Below are 17,390 nucleotides of genomic sequence, written 5' to 3' on the forward strand. Positions count from 1 at the left end.
GTCCCCATTATCGGGGACGCCTGTTAACAGATTGAAAGGACCCGAATGCTCAGGCGCTTTCTTTGAACTCGGCATCCCCGTCGTCGGGGCCACCCATGGAGAGGTCGAGGGCAAAGCCCTTCGCCCGGGCCTGCTGACCGGCGACCGAATTGGCAGCCCCGGTCTTCTTGGCGAGCGGCTTGCGGCCTCCGGTCGGAAGCGGCGTGCGCACCGTAACCTTGGCGGCTGGAGCGCGGGACAGGCGGTTCCCGGCCATATCCACCTTGAAGAAGGCGATCGAGGCCTGCAGTTCCTCAGCCTGCGTGGCGAGCTCTTCAGAGGTTGCCGACATCTCTTCGGAGGCACCCGCATTCTGCTGCGTCACCTTGTCGAGCTGCTGGATCGCTTCGTTGATCTGCGAGGCACCCACATCCTGCTCGCGGCAGGCCGAGCTGATCTCGGCGACGAGTTCCGCAGTCTTGCGGATATCCGGAACCAGGCGGCCAAGCATTTCACCTGCATCCTGTGCCGCCTTCACCGTATCGCCGGACATGGCAGAGATTTCAGCGGCGGCCGACTGGCTGCGTTCTGCAAGTTTGCGGACTTCCGAGGCGACGACCGCGAAGCCCTTGCCGTGTTCGCCGGCACGGGCAGCTTCGACGGCGGCGTTCAGAGCAAGCAGGTCCGTCTGGCGAGCGATTTCCTGAACGATGCCGATCTTCTCGGCGATCGTACGCATGGCAGCGACAGCACGGTTGACCGCTTCACCGGAATTCTCCGCATCCTTGGCGGACTGGCGAGCAATCTTCTCAGTCTGGGCAGCGTTGTCGGCGTTCTGTTTGATATTGGAAGCCATCTCTTCCATTGAGGAGGAGGCCTGCTCAGCGGAGGCTGCCTGTTCTGTCGCGCCTTGGGAAACCTGCTCGGAGCTCGCCGAGAGTTCCTGGCTGCCGGACGAGACGTTTTCCGCAGCGGCGATCGCATCGGCGACGACACCACGCAGGCGCTCCACCATCTGCTCCAGAGCGATACCGAGCGTATCCTTTTCGGAGAGAGGCTTCGGTGAGACAGTCAGGTCGCCGTTCGAGATCTGGTTGGCGATCTGTGCCGTGTTACGCAGGTTGCCGGTCATCCTCGTCATGGAATTGACCAGGTCGCGGATTTCGTCGTTGCTCTTGTGCTCGATGTCCTGTTCGAGATCGCCGATGCTGACGGCATCCGCAAGTTGAACCGCACGCTTGAGGCCACGGGAGATATTGAGCAGTATCCAGATGGCGGCAGCGGAGGATAAGATGATCAGACCGATCGTCATCATCACGAGCACGTTGCGCGACTGGGCATATTGGTCATTTGTGGCTGAGTCCGTCTCGGCCACATTGCCGGTCACCGTGTCGTTCAGCTTTTCGAGAATGCCGAGAAGCTGCGTCGTGACCTGCTGGCCCTCACCCATGGAAATGGTGCCAGCCTGGGTATTGGACTCATTGGTATTCTGCTTGGCGAGATCGGCAACACGGTCCTGCAGCGCCGTCCACCTGCTGTAGAGATCGCCGAACTGGGTCATGCCGTTGCGGATATCCGGATCGGGCGATGTCGCAAGACGGGCCTGCAGCGTCTTGATCTCATCGCGCTGCTGCGAGATTTCATCGACATAGCCGCCGATTTTGGTCGGATCCGTGTTGATGATCGCGTCCTTTTCGGAACGGATCGAGCGCATGACCGCATCGGAGAGATCACCGGAGTCGCGCAGGTTGGCGACCGGACCGGCAACCATGACGGAGATGTCGTCGTTGAGCGACGAAAGATTGTAGATCGACAGACCTGCCATGGCGCAGGTCAGGAGAACAATGAAACCGAAGACCAAGCCCAGTTTCAGTTTGATGGTGAAGCGCATTTGCGAACCTCTTTTAGAATGGCTGCGGCTGTGCCGCGAAACAGGGCCTCTGATAAAAACGCTTCATGCGTCACCGGGTAAATCCGGCACAGACCGGCTTGAACATCGCCGGATGTCGGAGGGGCCACGTTGGGTCGGCCCCTCCCTTGTCGAAGTCGGAAAGTCCTATGCGCTCTCGCGGAAATCGTCGTCCGCGGTATCCGGCCCGCCCATGGACATGTCCAGGGCGAAACCCTTGGCGCGGGCTTGCTGAGCGGCAACGCCGTTGGCAGGAGCCGCCTTACCCGCCGGCTTGCGGGCTGCTGATGGAGCCGGGCTGCGCGTGGTCACCTTGGCGGCCGGGGTACGGCCCTGGCGGCCACTCGTCGCCATTGCCTTGCCGCCCGCTGTATCAACCTTGAAGAAGGCAATCGATGTCTGCAGTTCCTCGGCCTGGGCGGCGAGCTCTTCGGAGGTCGCAGACATCTGCTCGGAAGCGCCCGCATTCTGCTGGGTGACCTTGTCGAGCTGCTGGATCGCTTCGTTGATCTGCGACGCACCGACATCCTGCTCACGGCATGCAGAGCTGATCTCCGCTACGAGTTCCGCAGTCTTTCTGATGTCAGGCACCAAACGGCCGAGCATGTCCCCGGCTTCCTGGGCAGCCGTGACGGTATCGATCGACATGGCGCTGATTTCCGCTGCCGCCGACTGGCTGCGCTCGGCAAGCTTGCGCACTTCCGAAGCGACGACTGCAAAACCTTTGCCGTGTTCGCCGGCACGCGCTGCTTCGACCGCAGCGTTGAGAGCAAGAAGGTCGGTCTGGCGGGCGATTTCCTGAACGATGCCGATCTTCTGGGCGATCGTACGCATGGCCTCGACAGCGCGGGAAACGGCACTCCCGCTCATCTCCGCATCCTTTGCGGATTGACGGGCGATCTTTTCCGTCTGAGCGGCATTATCGGCGTTCTGTTTGATATTGGCTGCCATCTCTTCCATCGAAGAGGAGGCTTCTTCGGCCGCCGAAGCCTGCTCAGTGGCGCCCTGCGATACCTGTTCGGAGCTCGCCGAAAGTTCCTGGCTTCCGGCCGAAACATTCTCGGCGGCCGCAATTGCGTCTGCGACGACGTCGCGCAACCGTTCCACCATCTGCTCCAGCGCGGTGCCGAGTGTATCCTTGGCCGAGAGCGGCTTCGGAGAAACCGTCAGGTCGCCGGCAGCAATCTGCGTGGCAATGTCGGCAGTGATGCGAAGATTGGTGACCATGCTTTGCATCGCGATGCCGAGCGTATCCTTGGTCGAAAGCGGCTTGACGTCGACCGAGAGGTCGCCTTCTGCGATCTGGTTGGCAACGTCGGCAGTAGAGCGCAGGTTATTCACCATGCCGAGCATGGCAATGCCGAGCGTATCCTTGTCGGAAAGAGGCTTCGGTGTGACGCTGAGGTCACCGTTCGAAATCTCGTTTGCGATGCCAGCAGTATTACGCAGATTGTCCGTCATGACGTTGATCGTGTTCACCAGGTCCTTGATCTCGTCATTGCTCCTGATCTCAACCTTCTGGTTCAGATCGCCGATGGCGACCGCGCTGGCGACGTTCATGATCTTACGCAGGCCGCTGTTGATTCCGAGCGCGATCCACAGCGCGGCAGCGAAAGCGATGACGGAAGCGCCGACAGCCATGCCGATCAGCAGGTTTCTGGTATTGCCATAGAGGATTTCCGTATCGTCGTCGGCTTGGGTCATCGACTTCTGCTGAAGTGCGACGAGCGTCGTAAAGACATCTTCCAGTTCCGTGACGATGGCGCGGACCTCTCCGCCGGAATAAGCCGTGGCCGCTGCCCTGTCGCCACTTTCCTGGATGGAGGCAACTTTGTTGGAACCTTCCGCGAAACGTTTGCCCAGCTCGACCAGCCTGTCCCACGTGGGCTTGCCATCAGCAGTTGCGAGCTGTTGGCCGCCTGTCGCGAATGTGAGCATTTCATCCATGCTCTTCGCCGAGTTCTCGTAGTTCTTCCTGGCCGCTTCGGGATCCATTTCCAAAAGGGCGTTCTTCTGCCATCTGATGGCATTGAGCTCGGCAGCTTTTGCTTCCAGAGCCAATTCCAGTCTTTTTGATGGACCTGAGATCAGGTCGCCGACGGCGTCGTTCAGCGAGCTGAGGCTTATAATTCCAAAGACTGCACTACCTACCAACAACAGTATGACGAAGCCGAACGCGGCGGCGAGCTTGAGCTTGATCGTGATACGCATCGCAATACCCCTATTTGAAAGCGACGTAATAAACGTGGACCGATGGTTCCTGTTGCAGCGTCATGCAGCCAGGCATTCCGGTAGGAAAAGGCAGGTCGCACAAAGGTTTTGCGGCCTTGCGTCCGGCGTTCCTGGTCACCGGAAGCTTGTGCCAGGGGCTGCGTGCGCAACCCCTGGCGGGATAAAGCGCTCAGGCGCTTTCGCGGAAATCGTCATCTGCGGTGTCAGGACCACCCATCGACATATCCAGGGCAAAGCCCTTGGCGCGTGCCTGCTGACCGGCGACCGAATTGGCAGCCGTGGTCTTCTTGGCGACCGGCTTGCGACCTCCGGTCGGAGCCGGGCTGCGCACCGTGACCTTGGCGGCCGGCGTGCGGGACAGGCGGTTGCCGGCCATGTCCACCTTGAAGAAGGCGATCGAGGCCTGCAGTTCCTCAGCCTGGGTTGCCAGTTCTTCGGAGGTCGCCGACATTTCTTCCGAAGCACCCGCATTCTGCTGGGTCACCTTGTCCAGCTGCTGGATCGCTTCGTTGATCTGGGCAGCGCCGATATCCTGCTCGCGGCAGGCAGAACTGATTTCCGAAACCAGTTCGGCAGTCTTGCGGATATCCGGAACCAGGCGGCCGAGCATGTCGCCGGCGTCCTGAGCTGCTTTCACAGTGTCGCCGGACATCGCCGAGATTTCAGCCGCTGCCGACTGGCTGCGTTCTGCCAGCTTGCGAACTTCCGAGGCGACGACCGCGAAGCCCTTGCCGTGTTCACCGGCACGAGCAGCTTCGACGGCGGCATTAAGGGCAAGCAGGTCGGTCTGACGGGCGATTTCCTGAACGATGCCAATCTTCTCGGCGATCGTACGCATCGCAGCAACGGCACGGTTGACAGCGTCGCCAGAGGTCTCTGCATCCTTGGCGGACTGGCGGGCAATCTTCTCGGTCTGGGCGGCATTGTCGGCATTCTGCTTGATGTTGGAGGCCATCTGCTCCATCGAAGCGGAGGCTTCTTCAGCCGAAGCCGCCTGTTCAGTCGCACCCTGCGAGACCTGCTCGGAGCTGGCTGAAAGTTCCTGGCTGCCTGAAGAGACATTCTCGGCAGCCGCGATTGCGTCGGCCACGACACCACGCAGGCGCTCGACCATCTGTTCCAGGGCTATCCCGAGCGTATCCTTGTCGGACAGCGGCTTCGGAGAGACCGTCAGGTCGCCGTTCGAGATGAGGTCGGCCACTTCGGCCGTCGTGCGCAGGTTCGTCACCATGCTGCGCATCGCGATACCGAGAGCGTCCTTGTCCGACAGCGGCTTCGCATCAACGGACAGGTCGCCGGTGGCGATCTTGTCTGCGAGCTCGGCCGTATTCCGCAGATTGGCGGTCATGACGTTGACGGTGTCGATCAGATCCTTGATCTCGTCATTCGTCTTGACGGCGACATTCTGGTCGAGATCGCCGATCGAAACGGCCCTGGCGACCGTTGCAATCTTCTTCAGGCCGTTGTTGATGCCGAGCGTGATCCAGAGAGCCGCACCGAGCGCAATCAGCACGGCGATTCCCGAGGCAGTGCCGAGGATCAGTTTGGTGGAGTTATAGAGATCGTCGTTGGCTTGCTTGGTCGCCTTCATGCCCTTGCGCTGGATTTCGACGAGGGCCGCAATTGCTTCGCCCATGTCGTTCGTCATCTCGCGCAGTTCGCCAAGCGAGAGAGCTTGAGCGCCGGCCTGATCGCCCTTGGCGTCAAGCTGTTGCAGTTCAGCGGACTTTTCGCGGAATTTCGCGCCGAGGCTCTGCAGCTTTTCCCAATAGGGCTTGCCTTCCGGCGAGGCGATTGCGTACCCCTGACCCACGGTCTCAAGCATGGCCTGCAGCTTCTGATCGGCTTCCTTGTAGAAACCGTCGGTCGTCTGCGGATCAGTCGAAAGCAGAGCGTTCTTCTGCGCGCGAATAGCGTCGACTTCGGCCACATTGGCCGTGAGCGCGAGTTCGAGACGGCGCACGGAGCCGTCGATCATTGCACCGCTGGCGTCGTTCAGAGTGCCGAGACTCATGCTGCCGTAAACGGCAATACCGACCAGCAAAAGGGTCATCAGGCCGAAAGCAAGGCCCAGTTTCAGTTTGATCGTGAAGCGCATTTGAATACTTCCTTGAGCTAAATCGACAGATCCGGGGCATTGCGCGACGTCCGGGCATGGACCGTCATTCCGCCATTTACGGCGGCATGCATGCAGAATTATTCGGTTGCTGGAGATCATCGTCGCTTGTTCCGCATGCCCGTCATCACGGACCCTGCCGGAGCTCACGATCGGCCTTTAAAACCGCAGCGCGTCTGACTGCGGAAGATCCCACCTTTCGGAAGGACGCCCTGATGTTCCGCCTGCTCTTGAAGCCTGCAAGCGGACATCTGCCGATCGATACCAACGCATACACACGTTGGGCATTTCCTAAGCCGCGGGCCGGAGGTCCGCGGCGGTTCTCACATCAGCGAAGCGCTCAGGCGCTTTCGCGGAAGTCGTCGTCGCCCGCATCCGGGCCGCCCATCGACATATCCAGGGCAAAGCCCTTGGCACGTGCCTGCTGGGCGGAAACCGTATGGCCGTGATTATTACTATGCGTGGCCGGAGCCGGCTTGCGCGGGGCGGCGGCCGGAGCCTTGACCACCTTGGCAGTCGTCTTCGCAGCGGTCTTCTTTACGCCAGCACGGGTCGCACCTGCCGTATCGACCTTGAAGAAGGCGATCGAAGCCTGCAGTTCCTCGGCCTGTGCAGCAAGCTCTTCCGAGGTCGCCGACATTTCTTCCGAAGCCCCGGCATTCTGCTGGGTCACCTTGTCGAGCTGCTGGATCGCTTCGTTGATCTGCGAGGCACCGATATCCTGTTCGCGGCAGGCAGCGCTGATCTCGGAGACGAGTTCGGCGGTCTTGCGGATATCGGGCACCAGGCGGCCGAGCATTTCACCGGCATCCGCTGCCGCCTTGACGGTATCGCCCGACATCGAGCTGATCTCGGCAGCGGCAGACTGGCTGCGTTCTGCGAGCTTACGGACTTCCGAGGCGACGACCGCAAAACCCTTGCCATGCTCGCCGGCACGCGCTGCTTCGACCGCAGCGTTGAGAGCGAGGAGGTCGGTCTGGCGGGCGATTTCCTGAACGATGCCGATCTTCTGGGCGATCGTGCGCATCGCTTCGACCGCGCGTGTCACAGCCTCGCCGGACGCTTCCGCATCCTTGGCGGACTGGCGGGCGATCTTCTCGGTCTGGGCGGCATTGTCGGCATTCTGCTTGATGTTCGCAGCCATCTCTTCCATCGAAGCGGAGGCCTCTTCAGCGGAAGCCGCCTGTTCGGTCGCACCCTGCGAGACCTGCTCGGAGCTGGCCGACAGTTCCTGGCTGCCCGAAGAGACATTGTCGGCGGCAGACAGGGCGTCGGCGACGACACCACGCAGGCGCTCGATCATGACGTTGACGTTGCCGAGCAGTTCGCCGATTTCGTCATGCGAGGTAATTTCGGCCATCTTCGTCAGGTCGCCTTCGGCAACTTCGCGGACGACAGTGTTGGCACGGCTGAGACCCTTGCTGATGGTATTCGCGATCCAGAAGGCAGTGAAGGCAGCGATCAGCAGTGCCACAGCGGCAACCGCGATCATCATCGTGCGCGTCGTGCCATACTGCTGTTCGGCGCTGTCGTCTGCATCCTTCATGCGCTGTTTTTCGAGCGTCAGAATTTCATCGAGAGCGGAGTCGATATCGTTGGCTGCCTGGCGAGCCGTCGTGACCGAGATATTGTTGGCGGCGTCCATATTGCCGGCCTTCATGAAATCGCGAATCTGGTCGTCGGCCTGGTTGAAGGACTTGGAGAGTTCGGTAACACGATCCCAGCGTGATTTGCCTTCCTCGGTCGCAAGCTTCGTCACAGCGGCGAAGGCGTCGGCAAAATCCTTGCGGGCCTGGTTGCCCTTTTCGATTGCACCGGAAGCGTCATCGGCATTGCGCGCGGTCAGAAGGTTCTTCTGCTGGCGGATGGCTTCGAGTTGGGCGATATTGATCTGCTGCGCGAGGTCCAGGCGCGCGGCAGGACCGGCAAGAAGATTGCCGATCGTATCGTTCAGCGAACCGAGGCTGAAGATGCCGTAGCCGGCGGTACCTATCAGCATGAGAATGATAAAGGTGAACGCAGTCACCAACTTTGTCTTGATCGTCAATCGCATCGTCTTAACCCCTAATGATTGGCCCCCGGCTAGCTGACGGCCCCCGCCGTCTCATGCCTCGATGAGAAAATCGCCTGCAAATTCGGGAGGATGATGAATTCCCCGCCCCGCTTGACCAAGCAATTGATGTAATCCGCGCGCCAGCGCATACCCACGCTTGGCGGCGGTTCGCTGGCGCTTTTCGTCAGCGTCGTCACTTCGTTCACCTTGTCGGTACGCATTCCGACGAGCGTCTGCTCCCCCTGCAGATCGACCTCGATGACGACGATGCGGCTGTCGATCGTCGCTTCCGAGGCTTCCATCCCGAAAGCGAGGCGAAGATCGGCAAGCGGAATAACCTTGCCGCGGAAGTTGATGACGCTGGCGACGAAGGGCTGGCTGCCCGGCACCGCGGTCTCGGGAAGCAGATCCAGGATTTCCTGGACGATGACGGCTTCCAGTGCGAAGGTCTCGCCATTGAGATCGAAGGTCAGAACTTCGACTTCTTCGGCATAATTCCAGTGCTTGTCGAATTTTTCGGCTGTTGCTGCTGTGCTCATCCTGCCACGCGCAATTGCGCCTCCTGTTGCTGACCCGCGGCAACGAGGTGCCCGACGTCAAGAATGAGGGCGACGCTGCCGTCGCCGAGAATGGTGGCGCCAGAGAAGGTCGCCACGTCGTTGTGCAGTTTCGACATAGACTTGATGACCGTCTGGTGGTCGCCGATGATCTGGTCGACCACGAGGCCGACACGTTCGGTGCCTGTCGAAATGACGACCACCTTCTGATGGACGTCCGGCTTGGTGCCGGTGCGGAAGAGATCGCGCAGCCGCAGGAACGGCACCAGACTGTCGCGCAGCGAGATGAAGCTGCGCCCACGCGAGCGGAGGTCTTCTTCCAGCGACAGTTCGAGGCACTCCTCGACCGCCGAGAGCGGGATGACGTAACGCCCGGCGCCGACGCGCACCAGCAGACCGTCGATGATGGCGAGCGTCAGCGGAATGCGCAGCGAGACTTCCGAACCCTGCCCCGGCAGGCTGACGACCTCGATCGCTCCGCGCAGCGCTTCGACCGTCTTCTTGACGACATCCATGCCGACGCCGCGACCGGAGAGATTGGTGATCTGCGCGGCGGTGGAGAAGCCCGGCGCGAAGATGAGCTGCAGCAGTTCCTGATCGGAAAGTGGCTGGCCGGGCGCGATGAGGCCCGAGGATTCCGCCTTGGCGCGAACCCGCTCGCGGTTGATGCCGCGCCCGTCATCCTTGATGGAGATGATGACTTCACCGCCGGACTGGTGGGCAGACAGCGTCACGGTTCCGGCTTCCGTCTTACTGGCAGCAAGACGTTCGGCAGGCGGTTCGAGGCCGTGGTCGATCGAGTTGCGGACGAGGTGGACCAGCGGGTCGGCGAGGCGTTCGATGACGGTCTTGTCGACTTCGGTGGTCTCGCCTTCCGTGACGAGTTCGATGACCTTGCCGGTTTCGCGGGCGAGATCGTGGACGAGGCGGCGGAAGCGCGAGAAGAGCGTTCCGACCGGCACCATGCGCAGCACCATCATCGTGTCACGCAGTTCTCCGGAGAGGCGTTCGATTTCTTCCGAAACCGAGCGCAAGGCGATGTCCGAGCTGGAGCTTGCCAGCTGGCTGAGGCGCGACTGGGCGATGACGAGCTCGCCGACGCGGTCCATCAGCTCATCGAGACGTTCTGCCGGGACACGGACGTTTTCCTGCGCCTTTGCCTGGGCTGCGGCCTGGGCAGGCGCGGGCGTTTCGCGCTTTACCGGAACGGCCTCGACCGGGCGGAACTCCGAAGCAGCGGCTGGAGCCGGTGCAGCGAGTGCTGCGGCGACTGGAGCAGCAGCTACATCCTTTCCTGCCTCGGCCGGCGCGGCCTGCGGACCGGCGATTTCCTGAACGTCGAGCTGCATGTCATCCATGACGAAGATAAAAACGTCGTCGATGGCAGAACGGTCCTGCTCGCTCGTCAGAACAACATCCCATGAAACATAGAGTTCGGTCGGGACCAGATCATCGAGCGGCGGAATGCCTGATGTGTTTGCACGAACTGTGCATTCGCCGAGATCGCGCAGTTCATCGAGAAGGCCGAGCGGATTAGTGCCGTTCGCCATGGAATTCGCCGGTAGGCTGAAACGGATGCGCCAGGTCGTCGTCTTCTTGGCAGGAGCCGCGGCTGCGACAGCGGATGTTGCAGGCGCGGCAGCCTCCTTGGCCTCGGCCTTGCCGCCGACGGCCGCCTGGAGCTGGGCAAGCAGCTTGTGGCCGGTATCGCCGTGATCGGCATCGGGCTGTTCGACGAGCGCCCGCATGTGATCCTGCGCGGCAAGAACGGCGGCAACGAGCTCGGCGGTTGCCGGAACTTCACCCTTACGGACACGGTCGAAGGCCGTTTCGCAATGATGGGTGAAAGCGGCAAGCTGCTCGAAACCGAACATCGAGCCCGAGCCCTTCAATGTATGAAGGCCGCGGAACACCGCGTCGACGAGATCCTTGTTTTCGAGGTCGTGGTTAAGGTCGAGAAGGCCGGCTTCGATCGCCTCGAGGCATTCGGCCGCTTCGGTACGGAATACTGCGACTGGATCGAGCGAGCTCATCTGCCAAGCACCTTCTTCACGATCTTTACGAGATTTTCCGGATCGAACGGCTTGGTAAGCCAGCCGGTGGCACCCGCAGCCTTGGCACGCGCCTTCAGATCCGCATCGGATTCCGTCGTCAGGAAGATGATCGGCACACCGGCCTGGGCGGGCAGCTTCCTTAGTTCCTCGATCATCGTCAGCCCGTCCATGACCGGCATGTTGAGATCGGTGACGATCAGGTCGAAATTGCCGCTCTTGGCGGTTGCCAGGCCCTCGGCGCCATTGACGGCTTCGGTGACCGCGTAGCCTGCATTGGTCAGCGTAACCTTGGTGGTCAGCCGAATGCTGGCGGAATCGTCAACGGTCAGGATGTTTGCGCTCATAACGTCACCTCTTCATGCAACCAGAACTTCTTGTCTTCTTGATCGAAGGCCTCGGTAAATCCGGCGCGCTCAAGGACCTTGAGAAGCGAACCGCTGGCCGGAGCCGAAAGGGTAAAAGTCTTGCCTTTGGCCCTTGCCTGACGGCGGGCGGCTTCGATGAGCTGGAGAGAACTCAGATCCGCTTCCGTGTTTTCGGGAAGACTTAGAGTAATTGTATTATTGTCACGAAATTGATCAATAATCTTCGCGTATACTTCTGAAACATTACGGATGTTCAGAACTTCCGGAAGAGATATAGATTCACAATATTGCACCTGAGTATCCAACGCAGCCTCCAGGGTCGGAGAAATACTTAACGACCATAAAAGGATTCTCATGACAGCCTTAACAGCGCGTAAACGGCGGTTGTAGGAAGTGCAATTAACGCGAGTCCCGACTCCCTGAATTATCATCCAAGATAATTTATACTGAAGCCTTCTCATATTATAAAATACCATATAAAAACAGATAGATAGATAGATGTCCATGGAGGGCTTATCAATTCTTGCCGAATGCCTTCATAGGTTGTTAAGCACAACGTCTACGAGTCTGTGGCGTTTACCTGCCATTTCCATCCTGCGCGTAAAAATAGAGTCAAATTGCCTGTGTTTATAAGTAAAGGTACAAAAGTGACAAACGCGACGGCATCGGCACAGACTGCGCTCTATGCATCAGGTTCGGATATAAGTCAGACTCTGGAATCGGCTCGTTCCCAGGTCGAGGAACGCTTCCTCGAAGGTGGCACCGTCCTGTTATCAGTCATGGATGTCCTCAATCGTCTTTTGACGTCGTTGGACCAGATCACCAGGGCACTGGACAACAATGAGGCGAGTGACACCAGCGCCGATCTCAATGCGACCGTCCAGAACCTGATCGAGCTTCCGGGGGCGGAACAAAACCGCCAGCAGGCACTGACGGCACTTGCCCAGACAGGTTCGGAACTGCACCGGCATGTCGCGGATATGCAGGAAACAATGCGTTATCTGCGCACCTTTGCGGTCACGGTGAAAATAACAGGCGCCGGCCTCGCCGAATTTGCGGGTTTCGCTCAGGAAATTCTCGAACGCATCTATTCAGGGACCGACGAAGTCAATCGCTTTGCCACCCATCTCGACAGTCTGCAGAAGGAGGTCAAGCTCGCCCTGTCCTTCGGCTATAATCTCGCCAAGAACTATGCCGATACCGTTCCCGCTGTCGCCAGGGCGCTCCAGGACGACGCAAAGAAGATTGCCGATCACCGCCAGAATCTCGGAGCGATCGCCCGCGACGTAGGTGCCATCGCCCGTGGTGTGCAGAGCAAGGTTGCATCCACGCTTTCTGCATTGCAGATCGGCGATATCACCCGTCAGCGCATCGAGCATGTACAAAGCACCTTTTCGCTGCTGCAGGATTTCTTCGCGAGCGAAGACGGCGCCAAACTTAATGCCGATGCACGCAAGCGCCTGATGAACGTCATCCATCACCTGACTGCTGCGCAGATGGCGGACATGTGCACGGATTTCCAGCGGGATTCCCGCAATGTCGTGCAGACCATCGCGAGCTTCAGCCAGGATACGCAGGGAATTCTGAGATTGCGCGACCAGATGAGCGGTCGGAGCGACGGCAGCGACGGCAGCGACGGCAATTTCATGCGTGCGCTGGAATCCAGCGTCTCGGCCGCCCACGAGATCGTCAAGCAGGTCGATGCCGCAAGCCGTCAGGCCGACCAGGTCAGCCAGTCGACGCTCGGCACCGCCGCGACGCTTCTGCACTCCATCGAGGCGATCCGCGCGGTCAAGATCGATATCCACTATATGGCGCTGAACACCAACCTGCGCTGCAGCCGCCTCGGCGAAGAAGGCAAGTCGATCAACGTTGTCACGGGCGAATTACGCATCTTTGCCGGCAAGCTCGATGATTCAGCCGATGCCATCGTCAACGGCCTGCCAGCGCTCGAAGCCTCGGCCGGACGCGTTGCTCCTGCAGGCAGTGCCAAGAACGGCGGCCTTGCCGAAAGCCTCACCTCGGCCGTCGGCACGATCCGCTCCGCCGCCAACCTGATGGAAGACGAGCTCAAGGTGCTTGCCGAACATGGCCGCGAGGTCGCGACCAAGATCAACCTGCTGATCGGCAAGCTCGATTTCCAGCACGATCTCGGCGACGTGCTCGCCCGCTGCGCCGACGTGCTGGAAACCGTGGCCGGCGACCAGATCGCCGATATCTCCGACATTGCCGAAGCGATCGCCCCGCTCGACCGCAAGATCTTCAAGCTCTACACCATGGTGCAGGAACGCAATGTCCATCGCGACATCATTCCCCCCACCGAGGAAACCGCGGCAGCCGCGCCTGTTGAGCCGCAAAAAGCCCAGAGCGACGAAGATCTGTTCGAGGACGCGCTTTTCTAAGGCAAGGCCCGCGCGTCAGTTGGTCCGGCGGAACTTGTTTGCCGCCTCGATCGCCGCCTTCTGCTGATCGTCCTCGATACCGAGGTAGAAATCCTCGAGCAGCGGATCGGTCAGGCCTGCCCGCCGCGACAACACGTACCATTTCGCAGCCTCGATCGGGTTGGGCGGCGTGCCCAGCGCATTGATGTAGAGATGTGCGAGCTTATTTTGTGCAACGACATTGCCGCGGTTGGCGGCAAGCTTCAGCCATTCGAAGCCGCGCACATAATCCTTCGGCCCGCCGATGCCGTTAACCAGCCAGATACCCATGTCGAGCTGCGCCGTATCGAACCCCGCGCGCGCAGCGCGCGCCAGCCACTCGCGGGCCAGAAGCTTCTTTTCGTCCGGCAGATCGGAAAGCTTCTGGTAGATCTGCGCGACTGCATATTGCGCATCGGCGACGCCCTGTTCTGCCGACTTCTCATAATAAGGCAAGGCGAGCTTCAGCCCCTTGTCGCCGGGATTGTCGGCAACGAGCGTCTGCGCCCAGTTGAATTCGGCAGACGGATTGCCCCCATCAGCCGCCTTGCGCATGAATTCGTCGGCCTTCGCCTTGTCGCGCGTGACGTTGTTGCCCTCCATGAGAAGCAGGGCATATTTAAACATGGCCGAGGGATCGCCGCCCTCGGCTGCCTTGCCGTACCAGAAGGCTGCGTTCTTCATGTCCCGCTTGACGCCGAGCCCCTGCGACAGGATTTCCGCGATCAAAGTCTGGGCAGCCGGATCGCCGAGCTGTGCCCGCGGCAGCGCCTTGTCCATGGCGGTCAGGTAATAGCCGCGCTGATAGGCGCCGAACGCCTCGTCGATCTGTCCCTTATATTCCTTTTCAGGCGGCAGGTCGGGTAGCTTCGCACCCATGCGATCAAAAACCCCGACGCCATCGGATGGAATGGTGCCGTCGGGCGGTTGCGGCCGGTCGGTGCGGAATGTCTGGCTCGGAGTTGCGGAGGGTTCGGTGATCGCTTCATTCGCCTGCGCCAGCACGAATTCCGGTTGGACCGCCAACAGGGCGGTCATGCAGAGGAGAGCGCATCTCGAAAGTCGGGCGGGGATCGGCATAAGCGCGATATCAATCCTCAAACCGTGGCGCTTTTTCGTCAAGCAACGCATTGATCTGAGCCACGATCGACCGCGCCTGTGCCGGCTCGGCAAACACGCCCATGTGCATCGCGACGAACTCTGCTCCGGTCTCGGCAACGGCAAGCGCGGAAGCAGGATCAGTGCCGCCCATCACGATGCACGGGATTTCGATCATCGAAGCCCACCACTCGGCAAGCGCCAGGTTCTTCGGATGCGCGTCCGGCTTGATGTCGCCGTCGAGCTTGCCAAAGAAGATGTAGTCTGGCCGTTCCTCGCCCACGGCCAGCGCCGTGTGCCGGTCGGCCGCATTGCCGCCGCCGACGATCAGCTTGTCTGCATAACGATCGATTGCATCGGCAATCTCGCTTGCCGGTCCGGTGATGTGCAAGCCATCGGCCTTCGAACGGCCGACCACGCGGCTGTCGCCGGCGATGAGAGCCGCAGCTCCCGCGTCCTGGATGATGGGTACGAGCTTCTCGGCATGTTTCTGGAAGCTGCCGTCATCCAGATCGTATTGCGGCAGAATGACGGACGCGATATCGCCACCGTCAAGCGCATCGGCGACGATTTTTGCCCGCTCATCGGCATCGGCGATGTCGGGTACAACAAGGACAAGGCGGCAGCGATTTTCCGGTTCGGTCATGAAGTCTTTCCATCTGCGGCGGTTTTTCCAGCTCTATGGCGGATCCGCACTCGTTTTGAGTGAGTAATTCCGATAGAGGGGGCTTGCAAGGGGAGGAGCTTCAAAAGCGTGCCGCAAGATCTGTCATTCTACTACGCCGCAATCCCGGCTGTCATCCTGATCGGGCTTGCCAAAGGCGGGATGGGCGACGCTTTGTCGCTGATCGGCCTTCCCTTTCTCGCCCTCGTCGTCGCACCTGTCGAAGCCGCCGCGATCCTGCTGCCCATCCTCGTCTTCATGGACATGATATCGCTGGTGATCTGGCGCCAGCATGGCGACTGGACGACGCTGAAGATCATGCTGCCGGGGGCTATCCTCGGCATCGCCTTCGGTTGGGCTACCTCCGCCCTCGTGCCCGGCTATGTGCTCCGGATTCTCATCGGTGCCGTCACGGTGGCCTTCTGCCTGCGTTACTTCTGGAACAATTTCGGCCCCGGCAAGGGAAAGATCATGCCGCCGCGTCTCCAGCGCCCGGTGCTGGCGAGCCTATGGGGTACGTTTTCCGGCTACGGCAGCTTCGTCGCCCATGCCGGCGGCGCGCCCTTCCAGATTTACGCCCTGCCGCTCAAACTGCCGCCGAGGGAGTTCATCGGCACGAGCGTGCGCTTCTTCGCAATTCTGAATGCCGTAAAACTCGTTCCCTATTTCGCGCTCGGCCAGCTCGACACCCGCAATCTCTTGGCTTCCGCAACGCTCCTGCCCTTCGCCCCTCTGGCAACGATTACCGGCGCGTGGTGTGTACGGCGCATGAAGCCGGAGATATTCTATCCCTTCATGTATGCCATGGCGCTGATCGCGGCTTTTCTGATCCTGCACGAAGGCATACTCGAATAGGTTTCCGTTCCATTGCGATGCACAATTTCCTTGCTGGAAAGGCCTGTTTGACGTAGCTTTTTGTCATGTCGAACGCGGACCCCTTCACTGCGATTGCCGATCCGAACCGGCGGTTTCTGCTGGAAGAATTGCGGCGCGCGCCAAAGACGGTCAATGAGCTCGCCGAGGGCCTGCCGATCAGCCGCCCTGCCGTGTCGCAACACCTGAAGGCACTGCTTGAAAGCAACCTCGTTTCCGTGACCTCGGAAGGCACGAAACGCATCTACACGGTCAATAACCGCGGCTTCGATAAGCTCAATCTCTGGCTGGATCAGTTCTGGGCCTGAAGGCACCTCTCGTGAAAACGCCAGCCCGATGCCGCATGCATGGGACTGGCGCTTGATCTCGGTTAATCACCGGGTCTTGCTTGATTGTCTGGAAAATTGCGGGGTTTCACCTTTTCTTGCGCAAGACTGATGTCCGGCGATCCTGGAAAGATCAATGGACGGATGACTTGAGACGCTCGATCTCGTCCTTAATACGCAGCTTACGGCGCTTGCATTCGGCAAGTTCAGTATCGGAAATAGAGGGAGATGTTCTCAGGACATGCAACTCTTCCTCGAGAGCAACATGCTTTTTCTGGAGCGATTCAAGATGAGCTTGAACAGTCATTTGACCCTTCCTTCCTCTTACCTCTCCCCAGCCATCCATCGCTGGAGATCCAAGGTGTCAACCAGCGGACTGTGACACATTTTTGAAGGCTTGTCGAAGGCCAAAAGATGGAGACTAAGCGGCAAATTCATGATCAACACTAACTTCCCGTTACCTCTATTTGGTGATAGGAGCTTGCGGAAATTATCGGCAGACCGGACAAGGTCCGAAGACGACTATGGGGAATATTAATGGCCGATCAGGAACAGGCGGAAATCAGGCTCATCGTGGCGCGTCTGCGTCAGGAGCACGAGGATTACGACGCCGCGATCAACGCCATGATTGAAACCGGCTGCGATGCCCTGCGCGTCCAGCGCATGAAGAAGAAGAAGCTGGTCATCAAGGACAAGCTCTCCAAGCTGGAAGACCAGATCATCCCTGATATCATCGCCTGAAGG

The 17,390-nt window shown here is 59.9% G+C and carries 14 protein-coding genes and 1 pseudogene; 4 read left to right on the top strand and 11 right to left on the bottom strand.

All coding sequences use genetic code 11. The annotated features are described in order from the left end of the window. Positions 1-49: 49 nt before the first annotated feature. The 8 genes and pseudogenes from AC1DNW_RS00640 to AC1DNW_RS00675 form a co-directional block, all read right to left on the bottom strand. Positions 50-1,870: a methyl-accepting chemotaxis protein gene (locus AC1DNW_RS00640; RefSeq protein WP_113310278.1), complete on the bottom strand. Its 1,821-nt coding sequence runs from the start codon at positions 1,868-1,870 to the stop codon at positions 50-52. A 165-nt stretch (positions 1,871-2,035) separates the two neighbouring features. Continuing rightward, positions 2,036-3,505 (bottom strand): annotated as a pseudogene (locus AC1DNW_RS00645) (methyl-accepting chemotaxis protein); the annotation flags it as partial. A 784-nt stretch (positions 3,506-4,289) separates the two neighbouring features. Continuing rightward, positions 4,290-6,218 (bottom strand): methyl-accepting chemotaxis protein, encoded by a 1,929-nt coding sequence (locus AC1DNW_RS00650; RefSeq protein WP_113310280.1) that lies wholly within the window; start codon positions 6,216-6,218, stop codon positions 4,290-4,292. 358 nt (positions 6,219-6,576) lie between these two features. After that, positions 6,577-8,289, bottom strand: a complete 1,713-nt coding sequence (locus AC1DNW_RS00655) for a methyl-accepting chemotaxis protein (RefSeq protein ID WP_113296111.1) — start codon at positions 8,287-8,289, stop codon at positions 6,577-6,579. A gap of 29 nt (positions 8,290-8,318) precedes the next feature. After that, positions 8,319-8,828 (bottom strand): chemotaxis protein CheW, encoded by a 510-nt coding sequence (locus AC1DNW_RS00660; protein WP_113310281.1) that lies wholly within the window; start codon positions 8,826-8,828, stop codon positions 8,319-8,321. Further along, the gene (locus tag AC1DNW_RS00665; RefSeq protein ID WP_113310282.1) at positions 8,825-10,879 is read right to left on the bottom strand and encodes a chemotaxis protein CheA; all 2,055 of its coding nucleotides are present in this window, start codon (positions 10,877-10,879) and stop codon (positions 8,825-8,827) included. Before AC1DNW_RS00665 ends, AC1DNW_RS00660 begins: the two co-directional genes overlap by 4 nt. Continuing rightward, positions 10,876-11,244, bottom strand: a complete 369-nt coding sequence (locus tag AC1DNW_RS00670) for a response regulator (RefSeq protein ID WP_113296108.1) — start codon at positions 11,242-11,244, stop codon at positions 10,876-10,878. Before AC1DNW_RS00670 ends, AC1DNW_RS00665 begins: the two co-directional genes overlap by 4 nt. Further along, positions 11,241-11,570, bottom strand: coding sequence for an STAS domain-containing protein (locus AC1DNW_RS00675; RefSeq protein ID WP_113310400.1), 330 nt, complete (start codon positions 11,568-11,570; stop codon positions 11,241-11,243). The genes AC1DNW_RS00670 and AC1DNW_RS00675 overlap by 4 nt, the downstream gene beginning before the upstream one ends. A 342-nt stretch (positions 11,571-11,912) precedes the next feature. Between AC1DNW_RS00675 and AC1DNW_RS00680 the strand changes: the two genes are divergently transcribed. Continuing rightward, positions 11,913-13,667, top strand: coding sequence for a methyl-accepting chemotaxis protein (locus tag AC1DNW_RS00680; RefSeq protein WP_113310283.1), 1,755 nt, complete (start codon positions 11,913-11,915; stop codon positions 13,665-13,667). Positions 13,668-13,682: 15 nt separating this feature from the next. Here the strand turns inward: AC1DNW_RS00680 and AC1DNW_RS00685 are convergent, their stop codons facing one another. Both AC1DNW_RS00685 and AC1DNW_RS00690 read right to left on the bottom strand, forming a co-directional pair. Next, a complete protein-coding gene (locus AC1DNW_RS00685; protein ID WP_113310284.1) occupies positions 13,683-14,765 on the bottom strand; it encodes a tetratricopeptide repeat protein in 1,083 nt (360 codons plus the stop codon). 10 nt (positions 14,766-14,775) lie between these two features. Further along, entirely contained in the window at positions 14,776-15,429 is a 654-nt protein-coding gene (locus AC1DNW_RS00690) for a thiamine phosphate synthase (RefSeq protein ID WP_113296105.1), read from the bottom strand. A gap of 108 nt (positions 15,430-15,537) precedes the next feature. Between AC1DNW_RS00690 and AC1DNW_RS00695 the strand changes: the two genes are divergently transcribed. Together AC1DNW_RS00695 and AC1DNW_RS00700 are read left to right on the top strand one after the other, a co-directional pair. After that, on the top strand, positions 15,538-16,302 hold the full coding sequence (locus AC1DNW_RS00695; RefSeq protein WP_113310285.1) for a sulfite exporter TauE/SafE family protein: 765 nt from the start codon (positions 15,538-15,540) through the stop codon (positions 16,300-16,302). A gap of 65 nt (positions 16,303-16,367) precedes the next feature. Continuing rightward, a complete protein-coding gene (locus tag AC1DNW_RS00700) occupies positions 16,368-16,628 on the top strand; it encodes an ArsR/SmtB family transcription factor (RefSeq protein ID WP_113296103.1) in 261 nt (86 codons plus the stop codon). Between the two features lie 151 nt (positions 16,629-16,779). On the opposite strand, the gene AC1DNW_RS00705 is transcribed toward AC1DNW_RS00700, so the two are convergent. Beyond that, complete coding sequence (locus tag AC1DNW_RS00705) at positions 16,780-16,953, bottom strand: DUF465 domain-containing protein (RefSeq protein WP_113296102.1); 174 nt, start codon at positions 16,951-16,953, stop codon at positions 16,780-16,782. A 230-nt stretch (positions 16,954-17,183) separates the two neighbouring features. On the opposite strand from AC1DNW_RS00705, the gene AC1DNW_RS00710 reads away from it, so the two are divergent. Beyond that, positions 17,184-17,387, top strand: coding sequence for a DUF465 domain-containing protein (locus AC1DNW_RS00710; protein WP_113296101.1), 204 nt, complete (start codon positions 17,184-17,186; stop codon positions 17,385-17,387). Positions 17,388-17,390 lie beyond the last annotated feature (3 nt).

The sequence above is a fragment of the Rhizobium sp. 05L429 genome, from assembly GCF_056397645.1.